We start from the raw sequence: 21645 nt of genomic DNA, 5'->3' as shown, positions 1-21645 counted from the left end.
TGTCACATCAATTAAATATCTGTACGACAACACCATAATGAAAGTGTTTAGTATCTTCCTGTTATAAGGTTTCAATGCAGTTTCACCCAAACAGGGATATGGTTTGGAATCTGTACAAGAGTTGATGGGAAGACTAATTGCTCCACACTTTCTTTTATGAATATATTACTGCCATTATAGGAGTGAAATGGCTATTATTATTTATTGGTTATGATGAAAAAGGCGACATTCTTTTTCTTGGTTATTGCAACGCTGGCTACCACATTTTATAGTTGCAAGACAAACACAGATGATTTATGGGACAGCATCCACCAACTGGATGAAAGGGTTACTTCATTGGAAGAATTATGCAAACAGATGAATGGCAATATCAGTTCCCTACAGAAACTGGTACAGGCATTACAAGACAACAACAGTATAACCAAAGTTACTCCAATCAAGGAAGGGGAGAAAGTTATAGGCTATACAATCTCATTCACCAAAGGCGAACCAATTACCATCTATCATGGTGACAAAGGTGAGCAGGGTAACAAAGGTGATGATGGCACTACTCCTGTAATTACAGTAGACCAAGATGGTGAAACATATTATTGGAAGGTGAATGGGGAATGGTTGACTGATAAGAAAGGAAATAAAATACCCACCACTGGCGAGGATGGGCAAGACGCTGTAAGCCCACAACTGGAAATAAGAAATGGAAGGTGGTTTTTGTTTAACGGTGAAACATGGACTGACATAGGACAGGCAACTGGAGATGCAGGAAAAGATGGTGACAATTTCTTTAAGAGCGTGGAAGAGAAAGAAGGATATGTAGAGTTTACCCTCCCAAGTGGTACTGTGCTGACAATTCCTAAAAATACCCTGTCAATAGTAAAGGACATTAAGTCTGTTTCATACATTCCCCGTTATGACGATGGCAAGGCAACTGTTGTTGGCACTTCAAAAGCAGACAGTTACATAGAACTGGACTTTGAGATTTCCCCCAAAGAAAGTGCTGATTTGTTGGTGAAATATGATGGTGTAGTATCAGTACAGGGAGTATATACCATCATTAGAAGCAGGGCTATTGACTTTATACAGTTCCCTGTATTGTCTATCAGTGCAGAAGATGGAATATTGAGTTTGAAGGTTTCTGGTGAGAATCTGGATGATGCATTTTTCGCTGGTACACAAGGTGCACAACTGGCATTGAAGTTGGAGGACAGTGAATCAACTTACGCTTCTGATTATATAGGCATAGTTCCCTCTCTGCCCACATATACATTTACTGCAACATATAGAACTATCTCATCCAATCAGACCATTAAAATAGCAAATGATATTGATGCGTATCCAATAGCGGGTGCAGGTAATCGTTTGATTAGTATTGATTATGGAGATGGAACTAATGGAATTTCCAGTACACATACTTATGCTACACAAGGTGAATATACGGTTACATTTTCTTTTGTAAATGAAGTGACAGAGATTGGGGAACACGCATTTGAAGAATGTAGTCAATTAACAGGTATTGAATATCCTAAGAATATCACAAAGATTAGCGATTATGCTTTTCATAAAACTGGAATAATTAATATTATAATACCCAATACTGTAACGTATATTGGAAAATCAGCTTTTGAATACTGTACCAATGTTGAATATATTAACATTCCCAACAGCATCCAAACTTTGAGTTCAAGAGCCTTTGCAGATTACACAACAGGAGAATTATATATTGATTGCAACATTCCTTCTAGTGAACTTGTAGTTGGGCAATCAATCTTTTATTATAGCAATATATCTAAAATTACAATTGGAAGAAACGTACAATCAATTGGAGACATGGCTTTTGAATTATGCCAAGTTAAGACTATTGAATATGAACAAGGAAATTGCTTGAAGGAGATAGGGTATGGAGCTTTTTGGTGTCCTCAAATCGAAGAAATGCCAATTCCTCATTCTGTCGAGACAATAGGTGACCAAGTTTTTGCATTTTGTGACAATTTACGAAATTTTGAATTAGTTAGCACCAATAATGATAGAAATATTATTGGTGTAAGAGATGGAGTATTGTATTCCAATGACGGAGATGATGTTACAATTATTCGCTATCCTCCAAAATTGGAAGGTAAGTCATATAATATTTTACTTGGATATACAGCTATAGCAGGTAGTGCTTTTAGAACTTGTAATAATCTTCAAAACATATCATTCTCCACACTTGTACATCATATTGGTGAAAGTGCTTTTAGGGATTGTAAGAATCTCTCTTCAATTGAAGGCTTATCTTCAACTAAAGTCACGACACTAGGTTGGTGTGTTTTTAGTGGTTGTGGGAATCTTACTTCTATTGAGTTACCAACAACAGTCGAAGAAATAGAGGATGGAGCTTTTGAGGGATGTAAGAGTTTAACTGGAGACCTTGTAATTCCAGACAATGTAAAAACTATAGGTAAGTTTGCTTTTGAAGGATGTACAGGATTTAAAGGAAAGCTAATTATACCTAATTCTGTAGAAACTATTGGTTATGCAGCTTTTAAGGAGTGTACTGGAGTGCTCAAAGGAGGTGAATTATATTTAGGTACAGGATTGAAACAAATTGAAGATAGCGCCTTTGATGCAGGTTCAGATGATAATGCCAGTGTACCTAGTTCATTTAGTAAAATATATTGTAATGCAACTGTTCCACCAATCATTGGCTACGACTACAGTGAGCTTGGTTGTGAACAATTGATTGTCCCTAAAGGCTGTTTAGAAACATACCAAAATAGTAATTGGGCTTTTGTATCAAATTATATAACAGAAGGGGATTAAGTATATCTCGCATAATTGGGAAATAAGGGTAAAGGCAGCATTTGAAATATAATTCACTTGCTGCCTTTTATGATTTTCAAAGAACAAAATGTCTTTCCTTCCTGCAATTATTCTCTATATTGATGTACAGATTCTAACTCCCCGTCTTTAAATCTCAAAGTAAATTCGTCAACATACTGATTCCGTCCTTTATACTTCCAAGTTTCATAAACACCCATTCCACCAATATCCTGTATATCTGTAGATTGAGGACGTCCCATAAGAATTTGAACAGAATCTTTGGACATATATGTATGCAATTTTATTATTCCATTTTTTGTGGAAAGTTCAAATGAGTGAACATCATGCTCTGGGGCTTCTTCATCACTTTGAAACTGGAGCACTCTGTTTTTGTGCTCTGTTGGCTTGTGCTCTGCATTATCATTATACCCTGTTCCAAAAACGATTAAAGTTGCAAGTGTGCATACAACTCCAATCATAAATCCCAATGTAATTTTCCAAAACGTATTCATAAGCTTATCATTTTATATGGTAAATATTAAACTGCATAAACCTGTTGATGAAGGGATGCAAATGCCATTACATCTATAATACCATTTTAACAAACTACTAATTTCCTTACTATTTTTCATCCAATAGTAATTCATAATATCCCATAATCTATCTTTAGTCTTCCACCAACAAATGTAGGAATATGATTACAATTATACAATAGTTGAAAAGACTTATTGCTTCAATTTATTTTCTTCTCTTCTTAACTAATTTATGCTTATTCTTCTTAGCTGAATTTGAGAATAACCGTTCTAACATCTCCCTTGTAATAGGTAGGTATGTGACTTCTGTCAATCTAGTTTCTCTAATCTCTTGTGGTAAATAATGAATTGTGTTATTCTTCTTTGGCGTTACTTGCATATTTGTGTAGGAATAAATAGGTTGGTAATTGATTTATCTACAGTAAAGGTAGTCAATTACAAATAAATAACCTAATGAACTACTACACAAAAAGTGCCTAAAGACTACATGAAACATATTTTATATATCAAATTGGAAATTATCTTTACACACATAGCCATCATAATAGCTAAAATTTTCTCTCAAAAGTCCAAGCCTCCGTTGTACCTTCACGAAGTATGATTAAAGTCGTTTTAGTCAATGTTAATATTCTGCAACAATCAAAGTTTCCAGCAAAAGAAGGAAATTGAGGATTGAATTGCAATCTTTGGGTAGATGCATCATAAGAATAGCTAGATATAAATTCCTCATAACAACGTACATAATACCCTCCCTCATAAGTATATCCATCAATTCCTAAATAATTTTGACCTCTCTCACTCTTTCCAAATTTCCAATCATGAAACAAGCCATTATAATATCCAGTCCATGTGGTGTTAGTTAACAGAGATATTGGGTCATATGAAAGTTCCACTTTTACAGCTTTATTAATGTCGTATACCATCCCTTCTTTTTCTTTCTTACATGGTACAATTTTATATTCTGTAATAGGTTTGTATGGTATATGTTCAGTGTCCATAAAAACATCGTTTACATTAACCTGAAATGCAAAAGTTTTCTTCCCAGTGACATTATTAGCCAATACAGTTTTTGTCTCCTGTAGCTCGTCCCATTTATATAAAGCTACTCCCCAATCCTCAAATAACAAATTGCATTCAGCAGTAACCGTGAAATCAAATATATAATTATGTCCGCCATTATTATCTACGGAAGTCTGTTGTACATCCCCTATATACACATCAGACTTTTTGAAATCAAGTTCTTTGATTTCTCCATAAAGAATCAAAGGACCTGCAATATCACCCTTCCACATAGAAACACGTGAGGAGCTGATAATAAAAGCACGGTAACGGTACTGACCTTCTTCCAAGCCTTCCACATCAATAGTATAAGTGCCATCTGAATTTACATCTAACAGGTGGCATCTTTCATTAAATGTAGGATATAGTAAATTACTTTTGCTAATAGCTATACCACATTGATAACCTGTATAAGGTAATGTCTCAAAATCAGAAATTTCTAAGGTAATTTTTGCAGAAGACTGACTTGTTGTACGTGCTCCTCCAGTAGTAACTTGACAATCACCATACAAGTTCTCGATTTGTTGTTTGTACAATTCTTTATATTTCAAATATAAATCCAAATATGTTCCAACTGTAAAAGTAACCGCTCCACCTAAAGTTTTTCCACCAAATTTAAGCCACATTGTCACATCAGAAGCGGCTGAAACAGCAGTCGTTAAAGCATTTACCCATCCATCTGTAGTATATCCCAACACCATGGCAACTGCGCTAACAGTGGAAAGAGCAGCTTTTACACCAGAACCACCTAGCGTATAATAATCATGAACATTTGCCGCAAATTCGCCCAATGCTTGCACCTTCAGACCTAAACTTATAGCAATGGGAATTTCATCGCTTCGAGTTAATGCAGTCCTAGTTTCTAAATGCGTTGGGAATATACAAGGAACATGTTCTGTTGTAATTCCTGATTCACTATCATAAACACTGATGTCTACTCCTTTTTCCGTATAATCATTAAAACTGATTAATGTCCCTTGTGTGCAAATTTCACGAGGACGATTGGATAAATCACACAAAATCATAGCACAGTTATTAGGGGAATCAGCAAGTCCTATCATATAGGTATATCCATAAGCTTCATCCCTCTGTTTCATAACATAAGCTCCTGTTGACGAAAATAGGGCTTCTTCCCATCCTTGAAGACTTTCTGTATTTGACGTATAATACATAGAATAATCTTCTTCTGGCAATGTATTATCTTCACTTTCTTGACAAGCGGTAATGTTCATGCAAAGCCATAAGGCTACAAATGCTCCAACACCTTTTCTAAATAAAATGTGTATTCCTTTCATATCGTAATTCAATAAAAATATTTTCTTTGGATGTCTATTAAAGATATTGTTTCAGTAATCGTTGTTTTACTCTATTGATATACATCAATAACATTTCCAATCACAAAATTACATATTATAACATTTAAATGCAAGTCGTATTATATTTACTTATTGCATATGTTACTATTTTCGTGTTTATATTGCCTAAAATAATGTTTATTCACACATATTTTCTTGTAGGCTATAAACTAAGTTAACATTAAAGAATCCTTTTATTCTCCTGATTTATAATTGCCATATTCGTTTTACCTTCTTTAAAGTTATTATAATAGCCAATAATATGCTATATGACAAACATATATTTACTGCCTTATTTTTTTATAATACAGTGGACTGGAATATTGGATAAATTTGTTTCTTTGCAGTCATTGATTTTAAAAGATAATACCATGAAGAAATTGCGCCAACGTCTCATTGATATGTCATTTTCCCAAGAACCAGAGAAGAAAGATATAATTATAAAACTAGCTAAGAAGTATAATATTCTCAAATATGATGATGATACAGATAAGCTTTTACTTCAATTTACAACTGAAACAGTGTCTAAGTATGAAAGAACGAATATTAAAAAGTTATGTGAACTAATTCTATATCTAATTCATGAGAATAAACAAATAACCCTTAAAAGTATTACATCGAAAAAGAAACATATTATAGATACTGAACAAATCTCAATGATTAAATCATTATTATGCAACAAACTGTTTATGATATTATTATCTAATCCATACCAATATCGGGATTATATGGAATGGACTGCCCCTTTTTATGGCTTTTGCATTAAATTCAACAAAGGAAAGAAGTTTGTCACATACATAGATAAAGATAATAATGAAATTTACCCTATTGGCATATTAGATATAAAACTGAAACAATTAATGCAGAGAGAGAAAGCCCTATTGAATGAGAATGGTAAATACTATATCGGTACATTACTATCTTGTTGGAGAAAGAACTTATTAAATGCATCCTTTTTCAGTAAAGAAGTAAAGACTATAAGAAACGAAGAAGCAGCATTTCTATATGATTTGTTGGGCCTATATAATATACCAATACCGAATAAAAATAAATATGAAGAAAGGATATCCGCACAAGATAAGAAAGAATATATAAGGGGAGAATTAGATAAAGTTCATGCTTTCTTAGGATAAAATACTGCCAAAAGATGACCAATCCCTCCTAATCTAGGTCAATCTTTCTATATAGCTTTGCCACCATAAAACAACTGGTGTGCTAGATACCAAAATAAATCCCAAAGGCATGGGTATAATTTATGAACGAAAAAAACGAATTAGCACTTAAAGTTTTAACACTAGCAGTGCTAGCCAGTAAAGGACTCAAGATAGCTAGGCTGTCAGGTAATCGTAACTTCGACGAAAAGGTGGTTAAAGCCAAAATGAAGTCCATGAAGGCAAATGGAATGTTAGTTCCTGCTATCATAGTGGATGCAACGAAGGTTATAGAAGCCGGATTGGAAATTGTAGATTTTGAAACGGGAGAAATCATTAGTGAAGCTGATGCAGCCCGGTACGTTGTGTTAGTGGATGCAAACCACCGTTACAAAGCTCATCTAAATCTTCTGGAAGCTAACAAGGACTTAAAAGATGAAGAAAAGTACAAAGGTGAGTTCTATCTTATCTATGCTTTGAATGAAGAAATTGCAGTCTCGAGAATGTTTTCAGAAATTAACATTTGTACAAATCCTTGGAAGGGAGGCGACTTTCCTAAGGGGGCTAAAATGGCGTGCAAAGAGAAGCTTCCGCTACTTGATTTTATCGTGGAGCTTACCGAAGAAGGTTATCCATTACCCACTGCTTCCAAATGGGGAACGTTTAAAGCGGGTATTACTAAAGAGGTAATGGCAGATGCAATGGCGGGTAAGATAAGTGATAAATTACGAAAAACTAATGGATTGGAAAGGGGGAGAAGATTATTAAAAGCAGCAGAACACCTCTCTAAAGAGATTCTCAAAAGTCGAACTCTCATTGATTGGATTATCTATCAGTACGATGAAGCAGACGATGACCAAAAAGGTGCTACGATTGACAATCTGGTCAAGTTCTTTTCAAGTTTGAACAAAGAGAAGGCAGAACAGATAGAGAAAGCCAAAGGACAGCGAGGTGGCGATACCAAAGAGACCATTATAAATCGTCTTCTTAACAATTTCTACGAGCAATACACACAATCTCAAAGTACTTCTACTGATGAGTAAAATTAAAAGCCAGTTATCGAGATGATAGCTGGCTTTTTTTATCTAAATATGAATTGTCACATCTAAATACAGACTAAAATTCTAATCTCAAAATTATGCCTTATACATAATTAATCCTATCTTTGTGTCGTTCAAACAAGGCTAGACAAGTACAAATTTGAGGAACTAACTTTGTAAGTTGCTGATAAACAGTACCCAATCTAAATATACAGTTTTTATTCAAAACAGCATACCTGCACGCCTATTTTTTTCGCTTTTTTTTAATTAGCCATTTCAGAGATGAACTTGATACGTACCAAGCGAACTTCTTCTTCCGTGAAGTCGTCGCCCAATTCATCAAGCGCATCGTCAATCTTATCTGTGGTAGATTCCTTGAAATAATCGTAGATATCGAGCATATGGTCTTCGTCCATGATTTCTTCCAGGAAATAATCGATATTCAGTTTCGTTCCCGAATAAACAATCGCTTCCACTTCGTCCAGCAATTCGCCGAACTCGATTCCTTTGGAAAGAGCGATGTCATCCAACGCCACCTTGCGGTCAATAGCCTGAATGATAGCCACTTTCATCTTCGACTTATTGGCAACGGTACGTACGCGCAAGTCTTCAGGGCGCTCTATCTCATTCTCTTCGCAGTGGCGCTTAATCAGTTTACAGAACTCTTCGCCGTAGCGTTTTGCCTTTCCGGCACCTACACCGGGGATATTTTGCAGTTCATCCAGTGTCACCGGATAGATAGTAGCCATCGCTTCCAAAGACGGATCCTGAAAAATTACATAAGGCGGAACTTCCAGTTTCTTCGAGAGCTTCTTCCGCAAGTCCTTCAACATTGAATAAAGAGCCGGGTCTACCGCACAAGAACCTCCGCCACGTGCCGGTGCTTCTTCTTCAGTCTCTTCAAAGTCGTTGTCTTCTGTAATCTTGAATGATTTCGGCTTCTTCAGGAACTTATGCCCTTCCTCCGTCACTTTCAGGAGTCCGTAATGTTCCACATCCTTGCTCAAGTAACCCGCTATCAAAGCCTGACGAATCACCGCATTCCATGTTTTGTCCTCTTCACCCATACCGGAACCGAAAACCTCAAGGTCTTCATGCAAATGTGCCTGTACTTCCGAAGTTTCTTTACCTTGTAGTATGTCTATTATATAATCTGCTTTAAAATTTTCTTTCACCGCGATAATCGCTTCAATCACGGTACACAATAATTCTTGAGCCTCCACTTGTTTCTTAGGGTTTAAACAGTTGTCACAATTTCCACAATTCTCCTCCGTATATTCTTCGCCGAAATAATGCAGCAACGTCTTGCGCCGGCATACGGAAGATTCGGCATAAGCAGCGGTTTCCAACAGAAGCTGCTTTCCAATTTCCTGCTCTGCCACAGGTTTTCCCTGCATGAACTTCTCGAGCTTCTGCAGGTCTTTGTTTGTATAAAAGGTTATGCACTGACCTTCACCACCATCTCGTCCGGCGCGTCCTGTCTCCTGGTAATATCCTTCCAGACTCTTCGGAATATCGTAGTGAATCACAAACCGCACGTCGGGCTTGTCTATTCCCATACCGAAAGCAATAGTAGCCACAATGACGTCCACCTTTTCCATCAGGAAGTCATCCTGATTCTTGGTTCTCGTCAACGAATCCATCCCCGCATGATACGGGCGCGCATTTACGCCATTCGCCTGAAGGATTTGAGCAAGTTCTTCCACTCTTTTCCGGCTCAGGCAATAGATGATACCTGATTTCTCCGGATTGTTCTTGATGAACTTGATTATATCCCGGTCGATATTGGCAGTCTTCGCGCGTACCTCATAATATAGGTTCGGGCGGTTGAACGAAGATTTGAATACTTGGGCATCTACCATTCCCAAGTTTTTCTGGATATCATGCTGTACCTTTGGCGTTGCCGTCGCAGTAAGCGCGATCAACGGAGCTTTTCCAATTTCATTGATAATAGGCCGGATCCGACGGTATTCAGGCCGGAAGTCATGTCCCCATTCAGAAATACAGTGAGCTTCATCTACCGCGTAGAACGAAATCTTCACTGAGCGCAAAAATTCTACGTTTTCTTCCTTCGTCAGAGACTCCGGTGCCACATATAGCAATTTTGTCTTTCCGGCAAGGATATCCGTTTTCACTTGGTCTATCGCACCTTTATTCAACGAAGAATTGATAAAATGGGCAATGCCGTCTTCTTCACTGAAATTACGCATGGCATCCACCTGATTCTTCATCAACGCAATAAGCGGAGAAATTACAATAGCCGTACCTTCCATCAAGAGTGAAGGTAACTGATAGCACAAAGATTTCCCGCCACCGGTAGGCATCAGCACAAAGGTATCTCTACCACTGAGCAAATTCTGAATGATTGCCTCCTGAGTTCCTTTGAACTTATTAAATCCGAAATACTTCTTCAGTTCATTTGTTAAATTAATCTTCCCTGCCATCTTAACTTAGGTTGTTTTATTCAGTTCATGGTTCAACTTTAAGTAAGCCCTCTTTTTCAAGAGAGCCAAACAAAGTTATAAACAACTTCGTAATTACCAAGCAAAATGTGACTAATATTTTCAAGAAAATACAGTAACAATCATTTTTTGTCGCCTTACGCTCTGATTTTAAGCGGTTTGTAGTCGTGCCATATTCGCTTTCTCCAGTTGATGTTTCGCGTAATCCAGCGTCACCTCATACTCTTTTTTACTCTCCGAGGGGATTTCAAACATGACATCCATCATGATTGTTTCCACAATAGAGCGCAATCCACGGGCACCGAGCTTGTATTCCACCGCCTTGTCCACGATATACTCGAAGACAGCATCCTGGAATGTCAGCTTGATGTTATCCATTTCAAACAGTTTGATATACTGTTTGATGATAGAGTTTTTCGGTTCGGTAAGGATAGCACGGAGCGCTTCACGATCCAGCGGATTGAGGTAAGTCAGCACCGGAAGACGTCCGATAATTTCGGGAATCAGTCCGAATGACTTCAAATCCTGGGGAGCGATGTACTGCATCATGTTATTCTTGTCTACCGTCGCTGTTTTCTGCGAAGCCGTATAACCTACGACGTGCGTATTCAACCGCTGCGCGATTTTCTTCTCGATGCCGTCGAAAGCACCGCCACAGATAAAGAGGATATTCTTGGTATTCACCGGAATCATCTTCTGGTCGGGGTGCTTGCGTCCGCCCTGGGGAGGAACATTCACCACTGAACCTTCGAGCAATTTCAGCAATCCCTGTTGCACGCCTTCACCGCTCACGTCGCGAGTGATGGAAGGATTATCACCTTTACGGGCAATCTTGTCGATTTCGTCGATAAACACAATACCCTGTTCCGCTTCCGCCACATTATAATCGGCTACCTGAAGCAGACGGGTAAGAATACTTTCAATATCTTCGCCCACATAACCGGCTTCCGTCAACACCGTAGCGTCCACAATCGTAAACGGTACGTGCAACAACTTGGCAATGGTACGCGCCAGCAATGTCTTTCCCGTTCCGGTGCTACCCACCATAATGATGTTAGACTTTTCAATCTCCACATCATCACTGTTGTCTTTTTGCAACAGGCGTTTATAATGGTTGTAGACCGATACGGAAAGGAAACGTTTCGCGTCGTCCTGTCCGATTACATACTGGTCGATGAATTTCTTGATTTCTACCGGCTTGGGCAGTTCCTTTAAATTGAGTTTGGTAGCTCCGGCGCTTTTCTTGCCCTCACCCAGAGCTTCCTGAGTAATCTCATAAGCCTGGGTAGCGCAACTGTCGCAGATGTAACCGTTCATTCCCGTAATCAGGAATCCGACTTCATTCTCCGACCTGCCGCAGAAGCTACACTTTTTCTTTGTTCTTGAATCAGCCATTTTTATTTCTTAATCAATACCTCATCAATCATACCATATTCTTTCGCTTCCTGCGCTGTCATCCAGTAGTCGCGGTCTGAATCCGCCCATACCTTATCAAAGTCAGTATGCGAGTGATCGGCGATGATTGTATAAAGTTCTTTCTTCAATTTCTGAATCTCACGAGCCGTGATTTCAATGTCCGAAGCCTGTCCCTGCGCACCGCCCATCGGTTGGTGGATCATCACGCGTGAGTGGGGCAACGCAGAACGTTTGCCTTCGGCACCGGCTACCAGCAATACAGCCGCCATCGAAGCCGCCATACCTGTACAGATGGTGGCAACATCACTGGAAATAAACTGCATCGTGTCATAAATGCCCAGTCCGGCATATACACTTCCGCCCGGAGAGTTGATATAAATAGAAATGTCCTTGCCCGGATCTACAGAATCCAGATACAGCAACTGTGCCTGAAGCGTATTTGCCGTATAGTCATCTACCTGGGTACCCAGAAAAATGATGCGATCCATCATCAAGCGTGAGAAAACGTCGAGTTGAGTTACGTTCAACTGCCTTTCTTCCAGAATATAGGGATTCAAATACCCGGCCTGCGATTTAATCACATCATCCAATACCATGCCATTCATTCCTAAATGCTTGGTTGCGTATTTTCTAAAATCATCCATGTTAATTGTTCCTTTCTTAAAATTTAAAATAAACGTAAGTACAAAGAAACGAAAAAGAATACAGAGACACAAAAAAACACAGAGTTATAATTTTATAAAAACTCTGTGTTTCTGTGACATTATATGCTGTTCAACCGAACGATTATTCAAACATCTTATTGAATTCTTCGATAGAAACGTTCTTGTTTTCCAAAGTTACCTGTGCTTTCAGGGCAGCAGCCAACTTCACATCTACAACACGGCTCACCAGGTTGTTGATAGTTTCTTTCTTCTTCAACATCTCCTGTGCATAGTTGTCAAGCACATCTTCGGGAACAGACAGCATGCCGTATTGAGCAAACTGCGCCTTCGTTGTGTCTTTTGCCATCTTCAGAACATCTTCTTGTTCCACCTTGATGTCGTTGGATTCTACCAACTGTTCCTTAATCAGGTGCCAAGTCAGTTCTTCGATGCTCTTATCATAGTTTTCAGCTACATATTCTTCGCCTTTCTCTTCGTTGTTCAGCAACATGATGCGTTTCAGCAATGCGTCGGAAAATTCCAGCTTACCTACTTTATCCATCATCACTTTACGAATGTCAATCAAGAACTTATAATCGCTGTCGGCAACGAATCTTGCCGCAATTTCTTCTTTGATTTTAGCGCGGAATTCTTCTTCAGTCTTCACAACACCTTCACCGAATGCCTGGTCGAACACTTCCTGAGTCAGTTCACCCGGAACAAAGCGAGTGATTTCTTCTACCTGGAAGCTGAAATCAGACTTCACGTCTTTCGCGATTTCCTTGTCAATCTTCAACAAAGAACCCAGCTCGGCAGCGTTTCCGTCATAAGCAACATTCGGGTTGAATACCAATACATCGTTCACCTTTGCATTAGCGAAGATAGCTTTCTGATCGTCGTTCTTCATATAAGAAGGCATCATTACCGCACCTTCTACCTGAATACCGCCTTCTTTCGTGTTACCTTCTTCGTCCAACTGTGCCAACAGACCTTTCAGCATGTCGTTATCTTCGTAAGCATCTACCTTATCGTACTTACCGGTGCGTTGAGTGTACATCTTCACCTGATTGTCGATCATTTCTTCAGATACTTCGATTGTATAATAATCTACTTTATCTTCAGCGCTTACTTCAGCCTTGAATTCAGGTGCCAAAGCGATGTCGAATACGAAATCGAATTCATCCATTGTATCGAAATCAATATTCTGTTGCTTTTCTTCGTTAGGCAACGGCTCGCCCAACATGTTCACCTTATTTTCTTTAATATAATTGTAAACAGCTTCTTGCAGTGCTTTATTCACTACTTCTGCAATAACAGACTTACCATACATTTTTTTAATAAGGCTCACCGGAACCATGCCTTTACGGAATCCCGGGATTTGCGCCTTCTGACGGAGTGATTTCAACTCTTTGTCTACTTTCTCCTGATAATCGGCTTTCTCAAGCTTCACAGTAAGCTCTGCGCTTACTTTGTCAATGTTTTGTAATGAAACGTTCATTCTGACAATTATTTATTTGATTTATACTTTGTTCTATACTCAAATGAGGGTGCAAAATTAGTGCTAATCTTTTAAATTTCAAAAGACATTGCTGATTTATTTCGTATCTATTTAGAATACATAACTAACAAATCGCTGATAAACAATACTTCATTGCAACAATCGTTTTCCTTTTTTGCTCATTTTCTGCAAATAAAATCTTCAAAAAGATGGTCAATCCAAAAATTATTCTTTTCTTTGTCCCGGATTGATGGACCATTAGTTTCTCGATTTGATTACAAGGTTTTTACTTCCGTTCCAGAAACGCTTTTGTAAACTCTCTGTCGTTTTAATCCTTTTATTAGTAACCATCTGTCCAGAGAGTTTTATTCATTTATTTATTTTTTATCATTTTCATTATGAACATTTATGTTGGAAACCTTAACTACCGTGTTAAGGAAGGAGATCTGCAACAAGTGATGGAAGATTACGGCGCAGTATCATCAGTTAAAGTTGTTATGGACCGTGAAACCGGTAAATCAAAAGGATTCGCTTTCATCGAAATGGAAGACGATGCTGCAGCTGCCAAAGCTATCGCAGAACTAAACGGAGCTGAATACATGGGACGTACTATGGTAGTTAAAGAAGCTAGACCCAGAGCTTAATTGCCGACGCTACATAGCCAAGAAAAAAAAGAAACTTCTGCCACTTGATGACAGAAGTTTTTTTATAGCCTTATTTCCTTTTTTATTGCCTTATTCCAATTCTTTCCCATTTCAACCTTCCATGCTTTGCACTTCAAGGTCTTTCACCTTGCGAAGCAAATCCGAAGCAAAGATAAAGTTGTTCAGGCGTTCATTGGTAGAAGTGAAGATATCGTCTTTCGTCCCTTCCCATTCCTTATGTCCCTCATAGATATAAATCACCTTTTCACCGATTCCCAATACCGAATTCATATCATGCGTATTGATAATCGTGGTCATATTATATTCCTGTGTAATATCGTGAATCAAGTCGTCAATCACCAATGAAGTCTTTGGATCCAGTCCCGAGTTCGGCTCATCGCAGAACAGGTATTGCGGATTCAGCGAAATGGCGCGCGCGATAGCTACACGCTTCTGCATACCTCCACTGATTTCTCCGGGAAACTTATCTTTCGCTTCAGTCAGGTTGACACGTTCCAGGCAGAACATGGCGCGTTTGGTGCGCTCGCGCAATGTATCATTGCTGAACATATTCAAAGGAAACATCACATTGTCCAGCACCGACATGGAGTCGAAAAGAGCGGCACTCTGGAAAATCATTCCCATTTCCTTGCGGAGCATCTTCTTCTCCTTCTTCCCCATCATCACGAGATTTCGTCCGTCATACAAGACCTCACCTTTCTCAGGAGTCAGCAGTCCTACGATACATTTCATCAGCACCGTTTTACCGGAACCACTCTGGCCGATAATCAGGTTTGTCTTTCCATTCTCAAAGTCCGCATTGATATCGCTCAATACTGTCTTATCGTCAAACGATTTATAAAGTCCCTTAACCTCAATCATCCCATCAAAAGTTTAGTTAATATCAAATCCGCAAACAGAATCAGGACACTGCTCGACACTACGGAATCCGTAGAAGCCTTTCCCACAGCAATCGAACCGCCTTCCACCGTATATCCGAAGAAAGCGGACACACTTGCAATAATAAAGGCGAAGAAGAGAGATTTGATGATACCCGCCCATATGAACCACTCATTAAACATATACTGCAAACCATATTCAAGGTCGACGGCATTCATCACTCCGGCAAACCAGCAGGTACAAAAGGCCCCTATGATACCGGCGAATATACTGAATGTCACCAATATGGGAATAACGGTCACCATAGCCGAAATCTTAGGCAGAATCAGATAGTTGGCGGAATTGACCCCCATAATCTCGAGCGCGTCAATCTGTTGCGTCACGCGCATTGTTCCCAACTCCGAAGCAATGTTCGACCCTACTTTACCCGCAAGAATCAGGCACATGATGGAAGAAGAAAACTCCAGCAACATAATTTCACGGGTCACGTATCCTACCGTCCAGCGGGGCATCCACGGACTTTCGATATTCAACTTAATCTGAATGGTAATCACCGCGCCGATGAAAAACGAAATCAACAGCACGATTCCGATGGAGTTCACGCCTAGCTGCTCCAACTCGTTAAGGTATTGCCGGAAAAACATACGCATACGTTCAGGACGGGAAAAAGTCCGTCCCATCAGCATGAAATATCTTCCGACGGTTCTCAATGCTTTTATCATAACTCACACTATTTGTCTGCAAATGTACATTATTTCGGCTTATTTTTACTACATTTGCCGCAAAATAACTAGAATATGGAAGAAAGCAAGATGGTGCTCCGCACGGAAGACCTGGTGAAAAAGTACGGTAAACGAACCGTTGTAAGCCACGTTTCCATCAATGTGAAGCAAGGTGAGATTGTGGGTTTGCTGGGGCCGAACGGTGCCGGCAAGACGACTTCATTCTATATGACCGTAGGATTGATTACCCCGAATGAAGGGCGCATCTTCCTCGACGACCTGGAGATTACCAAATATCCGGTTTATAAACGGGCGCAAACGGGAATCGGCTACCTTGCCCAGGAAGCCTCCGTATTCCGTCAGATGAGCGTGGAAGACAATATTGCCGCCGTGCTCGAAATGACCAACAAGCCCAAAGAATATCAAAAGGAAAAGCTCGAAAGCCTGATAGCGGAATTCCGCCTGCAAAAGGTACGCAAGAACAACGGTAACCAGTTGTCCGGTGGTGAGCGCCGCCGTACGGAGATTGCACGCTGCCTTGCCATCGACCCGAAATTCATCATGCTCGACGAACCTTTCGCCGGTGTCGACCCGATTGCCGTAGAAGATATCCAGCAAATCGTGTGGAAACTGAAAGATAAGAATATCGGCATCCTGATTACCGACCACAACGTGCAGGAAACGCTCAGTATTACCGACCGCGCCTATCTGCTTTTCGAAGGAAAGATTCTTTTCCAAGGTACACCCGAAGAATTGTCCGAGAATCAGATTGTACGTGAAAAGTATCTGAGTAACAGTTTCGTACTACGCCGCAAGGATTTCCAGTTGGAGAAATAAAAACTACCCGATAAAAAACGCCCGGAAGCATTACGTTTCCGGGCGTTTTTTATTGGATATATATCTTACTTCTGTCGGATATAAATATTAATCGGCGTACCTGTAAGGTTCCACTTCTCACGCATCTTGTTTTCAAGGAAGCGTTTATAAGGCTCCTTCACATACTGCGGCAGATTGGCAAAATAGACAAATGAAGGCACTTGTGTATTCGGCAACTGCGTGATATACTTAATCTTGATATATTTGCCTTTGTTTGAAGGGGGCGGATATGCCTCGATCAACGGAAGCATTTCTTCATTCAAACGGGCAGTCGCAATCTTTGTTGTCCGGTTCTCATATACATTACGCGCTTCTTCCAGCACTTTCAGGATACGTTGCTTGGTCAATGCGGACGCAAAGATAATAGGGAAATCCACGAACGGGGCAAAGCGTGAACGCACAGCCGTTTCAAATTCTTTTTGCACTTTCACCGATTTGTCTTCCACCAAGTCCCATTTATTGATAACGACCACCAATCCCTTCTGGTTCTTCTGAATCAGTGAGAAGATATTCAAGTCCTGGCTTTCAACCCCTCTCGTTGCATCCAACATCAGAATACAAACATCCGAACCTTCGATGGAACGAATCGAACGAATCACTGAATAATATTCCAAGTCTTCATTCACCTTGTTCTTCTTACGGATACCGGCTGTATCTACCAGATAGAAATCAAATCCGAATTTATTGTAACGGGTATAGATAGAATCGCGGGTTGTTCCGGCAATCTCGGTAACAATATTGCGTTCTTCACCGATAAACGCGTTTACGATAGAAGATTTTCCGGCATTCGGGCGGCCTACTACGGCAAAACGAGGAATCTCGTCATCCAGAATTTCAGAAGCCTCTTTCTTGAATTTGCTGACAATCAAGTCCATCAAATCACCCGTGCCACTTCCTGTCATAGCAGAAATACAATAAGGGTCACCCAATCCCAATTTATAAAATTCGGGGGCATTGTATTGCAAGTCATGGTTATCCGTCTTGTTGGCAACCATAATCACCGGGCTGTTGGCACGGCGCAGGATAGCCGCTACCTGCATATCCAGGTCAGTCACCCCGTTCATCACATCCACTACGAACAAAATCACGTCCGCTTCATCCACTGCCAGCAATACCTGCTTGCGAATTTCCTCTTCGAAAATATCATCCGAGTTTACTACCCATCCGCCGGTATCTACCACGGAAAACTCACGGCCCAGCCACTCTGACTTGCCATATTGTCTGTCTCGGGTTGTCCCCGCTTCTTCATTCACAATAGCCTGACGAGTTTTCGTCAGACGGTTAAATAAGGTAGACTTGCCCACATTGGGGCGTCCTACAATTGCAACTAAATTACTCATAGTTCAATACCTTGTTTTTTCACGACTATCCCAGTCGCATGAATACTCTTAATCTAACTGATAACCGAAATTACGCAGTTCCTTATCCGAACTACGCCAATCCTTATCAACTTTCACATACGTTTCCAGGTAAATAGTCTTTCCAAAGAAACGTTCCAGTTCACGGCGGGCTTCAGTAGCAACCTTCTTCAGCGCCTTTCCCTGTTTACCGATAATGATTCCCTTCTGCGAATCACGTTCCACATAAATTATCGCCCGAATCTGAATCTTCTTCGGCTCTTCCTTAAACTCTTCCACGACCACTTCCACCGAATAGGGAATCTCTTTGTCGTAATAGAGCAAAATCTTTTCACGGATAATCTCATTCACGAAGAAACGTGCAGGCTTGTCCGTCCATTGGTCTTTCCCAAAATAAGGGGGAGAGTCGGGCAGCAATTCCTTGATCCGCTTCATCACATAATCCACATTGAACTTCGATGCGGCAGAAATCGGAATAATCTCGGCCTGCGGAAGCAGTTCCTTCCATTCTTCTACCAGCTTGACCAGCTTTTCCTGGTCGGTAAGGTCAATCTTGTTAATGAGCAATAAGACAGGCACCGTCATTTCACGTACCTTTGCCATAAACTCATTATTTTTATCCGGTGTCTCTACCACGTCAGTCACATAAAGCAAAACATCCGCATCCGCCAGTGCCGAAGTAGAAAAGTTCAGCATAGACTCCTGTAGCTTGTAGTTAGGTTTCAATACTCCCGGAGTATCAGAAAAAACAATCTGCATTTCATCCGTATTATAGATTCCCATAATGCGATGACGAGTAGTCTGCGCCTTGAAGGTGGCAATCGAGATACGTTCGCCCACCAAAGCGTTCATTAATGTCGATTTTCCGACATTCGGATTTCCTACGATGTTTACAAAACCTGCTTTATGCATTTCTCTTCATTTTATTGGTTGAGACAAAAAAACGCATCGAACCGAAATAAGATGCGTTTTTGAGTGTTATAGTTTAGTAACGAGTGTTACTGTTCCTTCTTTCCGTCATAACCCCACTTCACATAAACCGCACCCCAAGTAAATCCGGCGCCGAATGCAGTGAAAATGATGTTATCACCTTTCTTGAGTTTATCTTCATAATCCCAAATACACAAAGGAAGCGTAGCAGCACTTGTGTTACCGTAATGTTCGATATTCACCAGCACTTTGTCCATCGGCAATTCCATACGATGAGCCACCGCTTCGATAATACGGACATTTGCCTGATGCGGCACAACCCAGTCGATTGTATCTTTTGTCAGTCCATTCTTTTCTGCGATGGCAGCAGAAACGTCCGACATACTGGAAACAGCATATTTGAATACTGTTCTTCCTTCCTGGTGCAGATAATGCATTTTATTGTCAACCGTGAAATAAGACGGCGGACAAACCGAACCACCGGCTTTCATATGAAGGAAAGGCAAGCCTTTACCATCCGTTCTCAGTATCGAATCCATAATTCCGTAATCTTCCGTAGTAGGCTCCAGCATAAAAGCGGCAGCACCGTCACCAAAGATAGGACAGGTAGCACGATCTGTATAGTTAACCATTGACGACATCTTATCGGCACCGACAATGATAATTTTCTTATATCTTCCCGAACGGATAAAATTCGCACCCGTCTCCATCAAATACAGGAAACCGCTACAAGCAGCCTGCAAATCGAAAGCGAACGCATTCTTCAGTCCGAGTTTGTCGCAAAGAATAGAAGCTGTAGAAGGGAAGTGATAGTCAGGAGTACTCGTAGCCACAATAACCAAATCAATATCGTCCGGATTAGCGCCAGTCTTTTTCATCAACTGTTTGGCAGCTTTGCGTGCCATGTATGAACTACCTAATCCTTCCTCATTCAGAATATGTCTTTCCTTTACTCCGATACGAGTCATAATCCATTCATCGTTGGTATCCACCATCTTTGATATCTCGTCGTTAGTCAAGATATAATCGGGAACATATCCACCGACTCCTGTGATTACTGCATTTATTTTTTCCATCAAACCTATTTTAAATTAGCAATACTATAATACTTAAAGCAGCCGGAGAGAATTACCCTCAGGCTGTTTCAGTATGACTGTACTAATTATACAGCTGCTTCTTTCTCAATAGCGAGCTTACCTCTGTAGTAACCGCAAGCGCCACATACAGTGTGGTATACATGCCATTCACCGCAATTCGGGCAAATAGCCAAAGTAGGAGCTACCGCCTTATCATGAGTTCTTCTCTTTGCTTGTCTCGTACTTGATTGTCTTCTCTTAGGATGTGCCATTTTCTTAAAACTTTAATTATTATCTAATATTTTTTTTAATTCATTCCAGCGAGGGTCAATTTGTTCCTCCGCTTCTTCCTCTATTACGATGTCCTCTCCACCCGTGTCGAAATTATCATCGCTATCATCATTCGCATCTGTTTTCAAATGCTTGTTCAGCTTACTTGTTACCGCTTTATTGCACTTACCGGGAGCGTGTACATGCTTCATCGGGATAGACAGTGCAATAAACTCATACATGAACCATGCAACATTGATTTCTCCTTCTTCCTCGGGAATCACAATAAGGTTGTCGCCTTCTTCTGCATATCCATTTCCAAACTTCACCATCAGTTTATCAGAAGAACTGATTGTTAGCTCCATATCATCCAGGCAACGGTCGCATGGTACCCATACCATTCCGTCTGTCTGAAAACTCATCTCGAAAGCACGAGAGGTTCTTTTCACGGTCAATGTAACATTAACCTTTCCTTTCTGAACTTCAGGTCCGTCAATGTGAGCGAAGTAAAGGTTATCCAATACAAACTCATACTTAACAGAGTCTGTTTGCATACCTTTCAAGTCAATTTTGTATTTATCAAATTTTCCCAAAGCTTCTCTCTTTTTTAAATCGTTAGCTTACAATTCGGGCGACAAAGATACAAATAAATATCCTCATAACATACAAATTACCTGTAAATATTCACTTTTTTAATACGTATTATAAGGTTTGCGACTGTTAAAAAGAGTCGTATAAATGCCGGAACAGTAAAAAAAGAAAGCCTCGCCCGTCAAATAGACAAGCGAGGCTTCTTAAAAACGGCGGCTACCTACTCTCCCACTGTTACGCAGTACCATCGGCGTGACGAGGCTTAACTTCTCTGTTCGGAATGGGAAGAGGTGGAACCCTCGTGCTATAACCACCTGAAGAAGG

The 21645-nt window shown here is 40.1% G+C and carries 18 protein-coding genes and 1 rRNA gene; 5 read left to right on the top strand and 14 right to left on the bottom strand.

Going from position 1 to position 21645, the window contains the following annotated elements; all coding sequences use genetic code 11:
• The first annotated feature begins 210 nt into the window (after nt 1–210).
• Nucleotides 211–2796: a leucine-rich repeat protein gene (locus tag BQ7997_RS17635; protein WP_073347503.1), complete on the top strand. Its 2586-nt coding sequence runs from the start codon at nt 211–213 to the stop codon at nt 2794–2796.
• 107 nt (nt 2797–2903) lie between these two features.
• Here BQ7997_RS17635 and BQ7997_RS17630 read toward each other — a convergent pair whose 3' ends face one another.
• Together BQ7997_RS17630 and BQ7997_RS17625 are read right to left on the bottom strand one after the other, a co-directional pair.
• On the bottom strand, nt 2904–3308 hold the full coding sequence (locus tag BQ7997_RS17630; RefSeq protein ID WP_073347502.1) for a hypothetical protein: 405 nt from the start codon (nt 3306–3308) through the stop codon (nt 2904–2906).
• A gap of 569 nt (nt 3309–3877) precedes the next feature.
• The gene (locus BQ7997_RS17625) at nt 3878–5683 is read right to left on the bottom strand and encodes a hypothetical protein (RefSeq protein WP_139260928.1); all 1806 of its coding nucleotides are present in this window, start codon (nt 5681–5683) and stop codon (nt 3878–3880) included.
• A gap of 431 nt (nt 5684–6114) precedes the next feature.
• On the opposite strand from BQ7997_RS17625, the gene BQ7997_RS17620 reads away from it, so the two are divergent.
• Nucleotides 6115–6876 (top strand): hypothetical protein, encoded by a 762-nt coding sequence (locus tag BQ7997_RS17620; protein WP_139260926.1) that lies wholly within the window; start codon nt 6115–6117, stop codon nt 6874–6876.
• A gap of 122 nt (nt 6877–6998) precedes the next feature.
• Nucleotides 6999–7937, top strand: coding sequence for a hypothetical protein (locus BQ7997_RS17615; protein WP_073347499.1), 939 nt, complete (start codon nt 6999–7001; stop codon nt 7935–7937).
• Nucleotides 7938–8197: 260 nt separating this feature from the next.
• Here BQ7997_RS17615 and recQ read toward each other — a convergent pair whose 3' ends face one another.
• The 4 genes from recQ to tig all read right to left on the bottom strand — a co-directional run bounded on the left by recQ (nt 8198) and on the right by tig (nt 13954).
• Entirely contained in the window at nt 8198–10378 is a 2181-nt protein-coding gene (recQ, locus tag BQ7997_RS17610; RefSeq protein WP_022137750.1) for a DNA helicase RecQ, read from the bottom strand.
• 168 nt (nt 10379–10546) lie between these two features.
• Entirely contained in the window at nt 10547–11791 is a 1245-nt protein-coding gene (gene clpX, locus BQ7997_RS17605) for an ATP-dependent Clp protease ATP-binding subunit ClpX (protein ID WP_073347498.1), read from the bottom strand.
• A gap of 2 nt (nt 11792–11793) precedes the next feature.
• Nucleotides 11794–12456 carry an ATP-dependent Clp endopeptidase proteolytic subunit ClpP gene (clpP, locus tag BQ7997_RS17600; protein ID WP_004297164.1) on the bottom strand — a complete coding sequence of 221 codons (663 nt, stop codon included), beginning with the start codon at nt 12454–12456 and terminating at the stop codon, nt 11794–11796.
• A gap of 142 nt (nt 12457–12598) precedes the next feature.
• On the bottom strand, nt 12599–13954 hold the full coding sequence (gene tig / locus BQ7997_RS17595) for a trigger factor (RefSeq protein WP_044654667.1): 1356 nt from the start codon (nt 13952–13954) through the stop codon (nt 12599–12601).
• A 398-nt stretch (nt 13955–14352) separates the two neighbouring features.
• Between tig and BQ7997_RS17590 the strand changes: the two genes are divergently transcribed.
• Nucleotides 14353–14598 carry an RNA recognition motif domain-containing protein gene (locus tag BQ7997_RS17590; protein WP_004297160.1) on the top strand — a complete coding sequence of 82 codons (246 nt, stop codon included), beginning with the start codon at nt 14353–14355 and terminating at the stop codon, nt 14596–14598.
• Between the two features lie 111 nt (nt 14599–14709).
• Here the strand turns inward: BQ7997_RS17590 and BQ7997_RS17585 are convergent, their stop codons facing one another.
• Together BQ7997_RS17585 and BQ7997_RS17580 are read right to left on the bottom strand one after the other, a co-directional pair.
• Complete coding sequence (locus BQ7997_RS17585) at nt 14710–15480, bottom strand: ABC transporter ATP-binding protein (RefSeq protein WP_044654981.1); 771 nt, start codon at nt 15478–15480, stop codon at nt 14710–14712.
• Nucleotides 15477–16220 (bottom strand): MlaE family ABC transporter permease, encoded by a 744-nt coding sequence (locus tag BQ7997_RS17580; protein WP_073347497.1) that lies wholly within the window; start codon nt 16218–16220, stop codon nt 15477–15479. The genes BQ7997_RS17585 and BQ7997_RS17580 overlap by 4 nt, the downstream gene beginning before the upstream one ends.
• Nucleotides 16221–16295: 75 nt before the next feature.
• Between BQ7997_RS17580 and lptB the strand changes: the two genes are divergently transcribed.
• Nucleotides 16296–17057, top strand: coding sequence for an LPS export ABC transporter ATP-binding protein (gene lptB / locus BQ7997_RS17575; protein ID WP_044654979.1), 762 nt, complete (start codon nt 16296–16298; stop codon nt 17055–17057).
• Between the two features lie 65 nt (nt 17058–17122).
• Here lptB and der read toward each other — a convergent pair whose 3' ends face one another.
• The 6 genes from der to rrf form a co-directional block, all read right to left on the bottom strand.
• The gene (gene der, locus BQ7997_RS17570; RefSeq protein ID WP_044654978.1) at nt 17123–18436 is read right to left on the bottom strand and encodes a ribosome biogenesis GTPase Der; all 1314 of its coding nucleotides are present in this window, start codon (nt 18434–18436) and stop codon (nt 17123–17125) included.
• A 48-nt stretch (nt 18437–18484) separates the two neighbouring features.
• Complete coding sequence (gene era, locus BQ7997_RS17565; RefSeq protein ID WP_073347496.1) at nt 18485–19366, bottom strand: GTPase Era; 882 nt, start codon at nt 19364–19366, stop codon at nt 18485–18487.
• 86 nt (nt 19367–19452) lie between these two features.
• Nucleotides 19453–20460 carry a beta-ketoacyl-ACP synthase III gene (locus BQ7997_RS17560; protein ID WP_044654976.1) on the bottom strand — a complete coding sequence of 336 codons (1008 nt, stop codon included), beginning with the start codon at nt 20458–20460 and terminating at the stop codon, nt 19453–19455.
• 86 nt (nt 20461–20546) lie between these two features.
• On the bottom strand, nt 20547–20732 hold the full coding sequence (rpmF, locus tag BQ7997_RS17555; protein WP_004296852.1) for a 50S ribosomal protein L32: 186 nt from the start codon (nt 20730–20732) through the stop codon (nt 20547–20549).
• Nucleotides 20733–20744: 12 nt separating this feature from the next.
• Nucleotides 20745–21323, bottom strand: coding sequence for a YceD family protein (locus BQ7997_RS17550; RefSeq protein WP_073347495.1), 579 nt, complete (start codon nt 21321–21323; stop codon nt 20745–20747).
• A gap of 205 nt (nt 21324–21528) precedes the next feature.
• Nucleotides 21529–21639: ribosomal RNA gene (rrf, locus tag BQ7997_RS17545) — 5S ribosomal RNA — on the bottom strand.
• Nucleotides 21640–21645 lie beyond the last annotated feature (6 nt).

The sequence above is a fragment of the Bacteroides congonensis genome, from assembly GCF_900130125.1.
In the GTDB taxonomy this organism is placed as follows: domain Bacteria; phylum Bacteroidota; class Bacteroidia; order Bacteroidales; family Bacteroidaceae; genus Bacteroides; species Bacteroides congonensis.
Note: the sequence above shows the minus strand (reverse complement) of the source record. Positions and strands in the feature narration are given on the sequence as shown.

Excerpts from the sequence above, each read along its gene's own strand:
- BQ7997_RS17580 (WP_073347497.1), bottom strand. The coding sequence starts at position 16,220 with ATGATAAAAGCATTGAGAACCGTCGGAAGATATTTCATGCTGATGGGA.
- BQ7997_RS17560 (WP_044654976.1), bottom strand. The coding sequence starts at position 20,460 with ATGGAAAAAATAAATGCAGTAATCACAGGAGTCGGTGGATATGTTCCC.
- der (WP_044654978.1), bottom strand. The coding sequence starts at position 18,436 with ATGAGTAATTTAGTTGCAATTGTAGGACGCCCCAATGTGGGCAAGTCT.
- BQ7997_RS17625 (WP_139260928.1), bottom strand. The coding sequence starts at position 5,683 with ATGAAAGGAATACACATTTTATTTAGAAAAGGTGTTGGAGCATTTGTA.
- recQ (WP_022137750.1), bottom strand. The coding sequence starts at position 10,378 with ATGGCAGGGAAGATTAATTTAACAAATGAACTGAAGAAGTATTTCGGA.
- clpP (WP_004297164.1), bottom strand. The coding sequence starts at position 12,456 with ATGGATGATTTTAGAAAATACGCAACCAAGCATTTAGGAATGAATGGC.
- rpmF (WP_004296852.1), bottom strand. The coding sequence starts at position 20,732 with ATGGCACATCCTAAGAGAAGACAATCAAGTACGAGACAAGCAAAGAGA.
- BQ7997_RS17635 (WP_073347503.1), top strand. The coding sequence starts at position 211 with ATGATGAAAAAGGCGACATTCTTTTTCTTGGTTATTGCAACGCTGGCT.
- BQ7997_RS17630 (WP_073347502.1), bottom strand. The coding sequence starts at position 3,308 with ATGAATACGTTTTGGAAAATTACATTGGGATTTATGATTGGAGTTGTA.
- tig (WP_044654667.1), bottom strand. The coding sequence starts at position 13,954 with ATGAACGTTTCATTACAAAACATTGACAAAGTAAGCGCAGAGCTTACT.
- BQ7997_RS17615 (WP_073347499.1), top strand. The coding sequence starts at position 6,999 with ATGAACGAAAAAAACGAATTAGCACTTAAAGTTTTAACACTAGCAGTG.
- era (WP_073347496.1), bottom strand. The coding sequence starts at position 19,366 with ATGCATAAAGCAGGTTTTGTAAACATCGTAGGAAATCCGAATGTCGGA.
- lptB (WP_044654979.1), top strand. The coding sequence starts at position 16,296 with ATGGAAGAAAGCAAGATGGTGCTCCGCACGGAAGACCTGGTGAAAAAG.
- BQ7997_RS17620 (WP_139260926.1), top strand. The coding sequence starts at position 6,115 with ATGAAGAAATTGCGCCAACGTCTCATTGATATGTCATTTTCCCAAGAA.
- BQ7997_RS17585 (WP_044654981.1), bottom strand. The coding sequence starts at position 15,480 with ATGATTGAGGTTAAGGGACTTTATAAATCGTTTGACGATAAGACAGTA.
- BQ7997_RS17590 (WP_004297160.1), top strand. The coding sequence starts at position 14,353 with ATGAACATTTATGTTGGAAACCTTAACTACCGTGTTAAGGAAGGAGAT.
- clpX (WP_073347498.1), bottom strand. The coding sequence starts at position 11,791 with ATGGCTGATTCAAGAACAAAGAAAAAGTGTAGCTTCTGCGGCAGGTCG.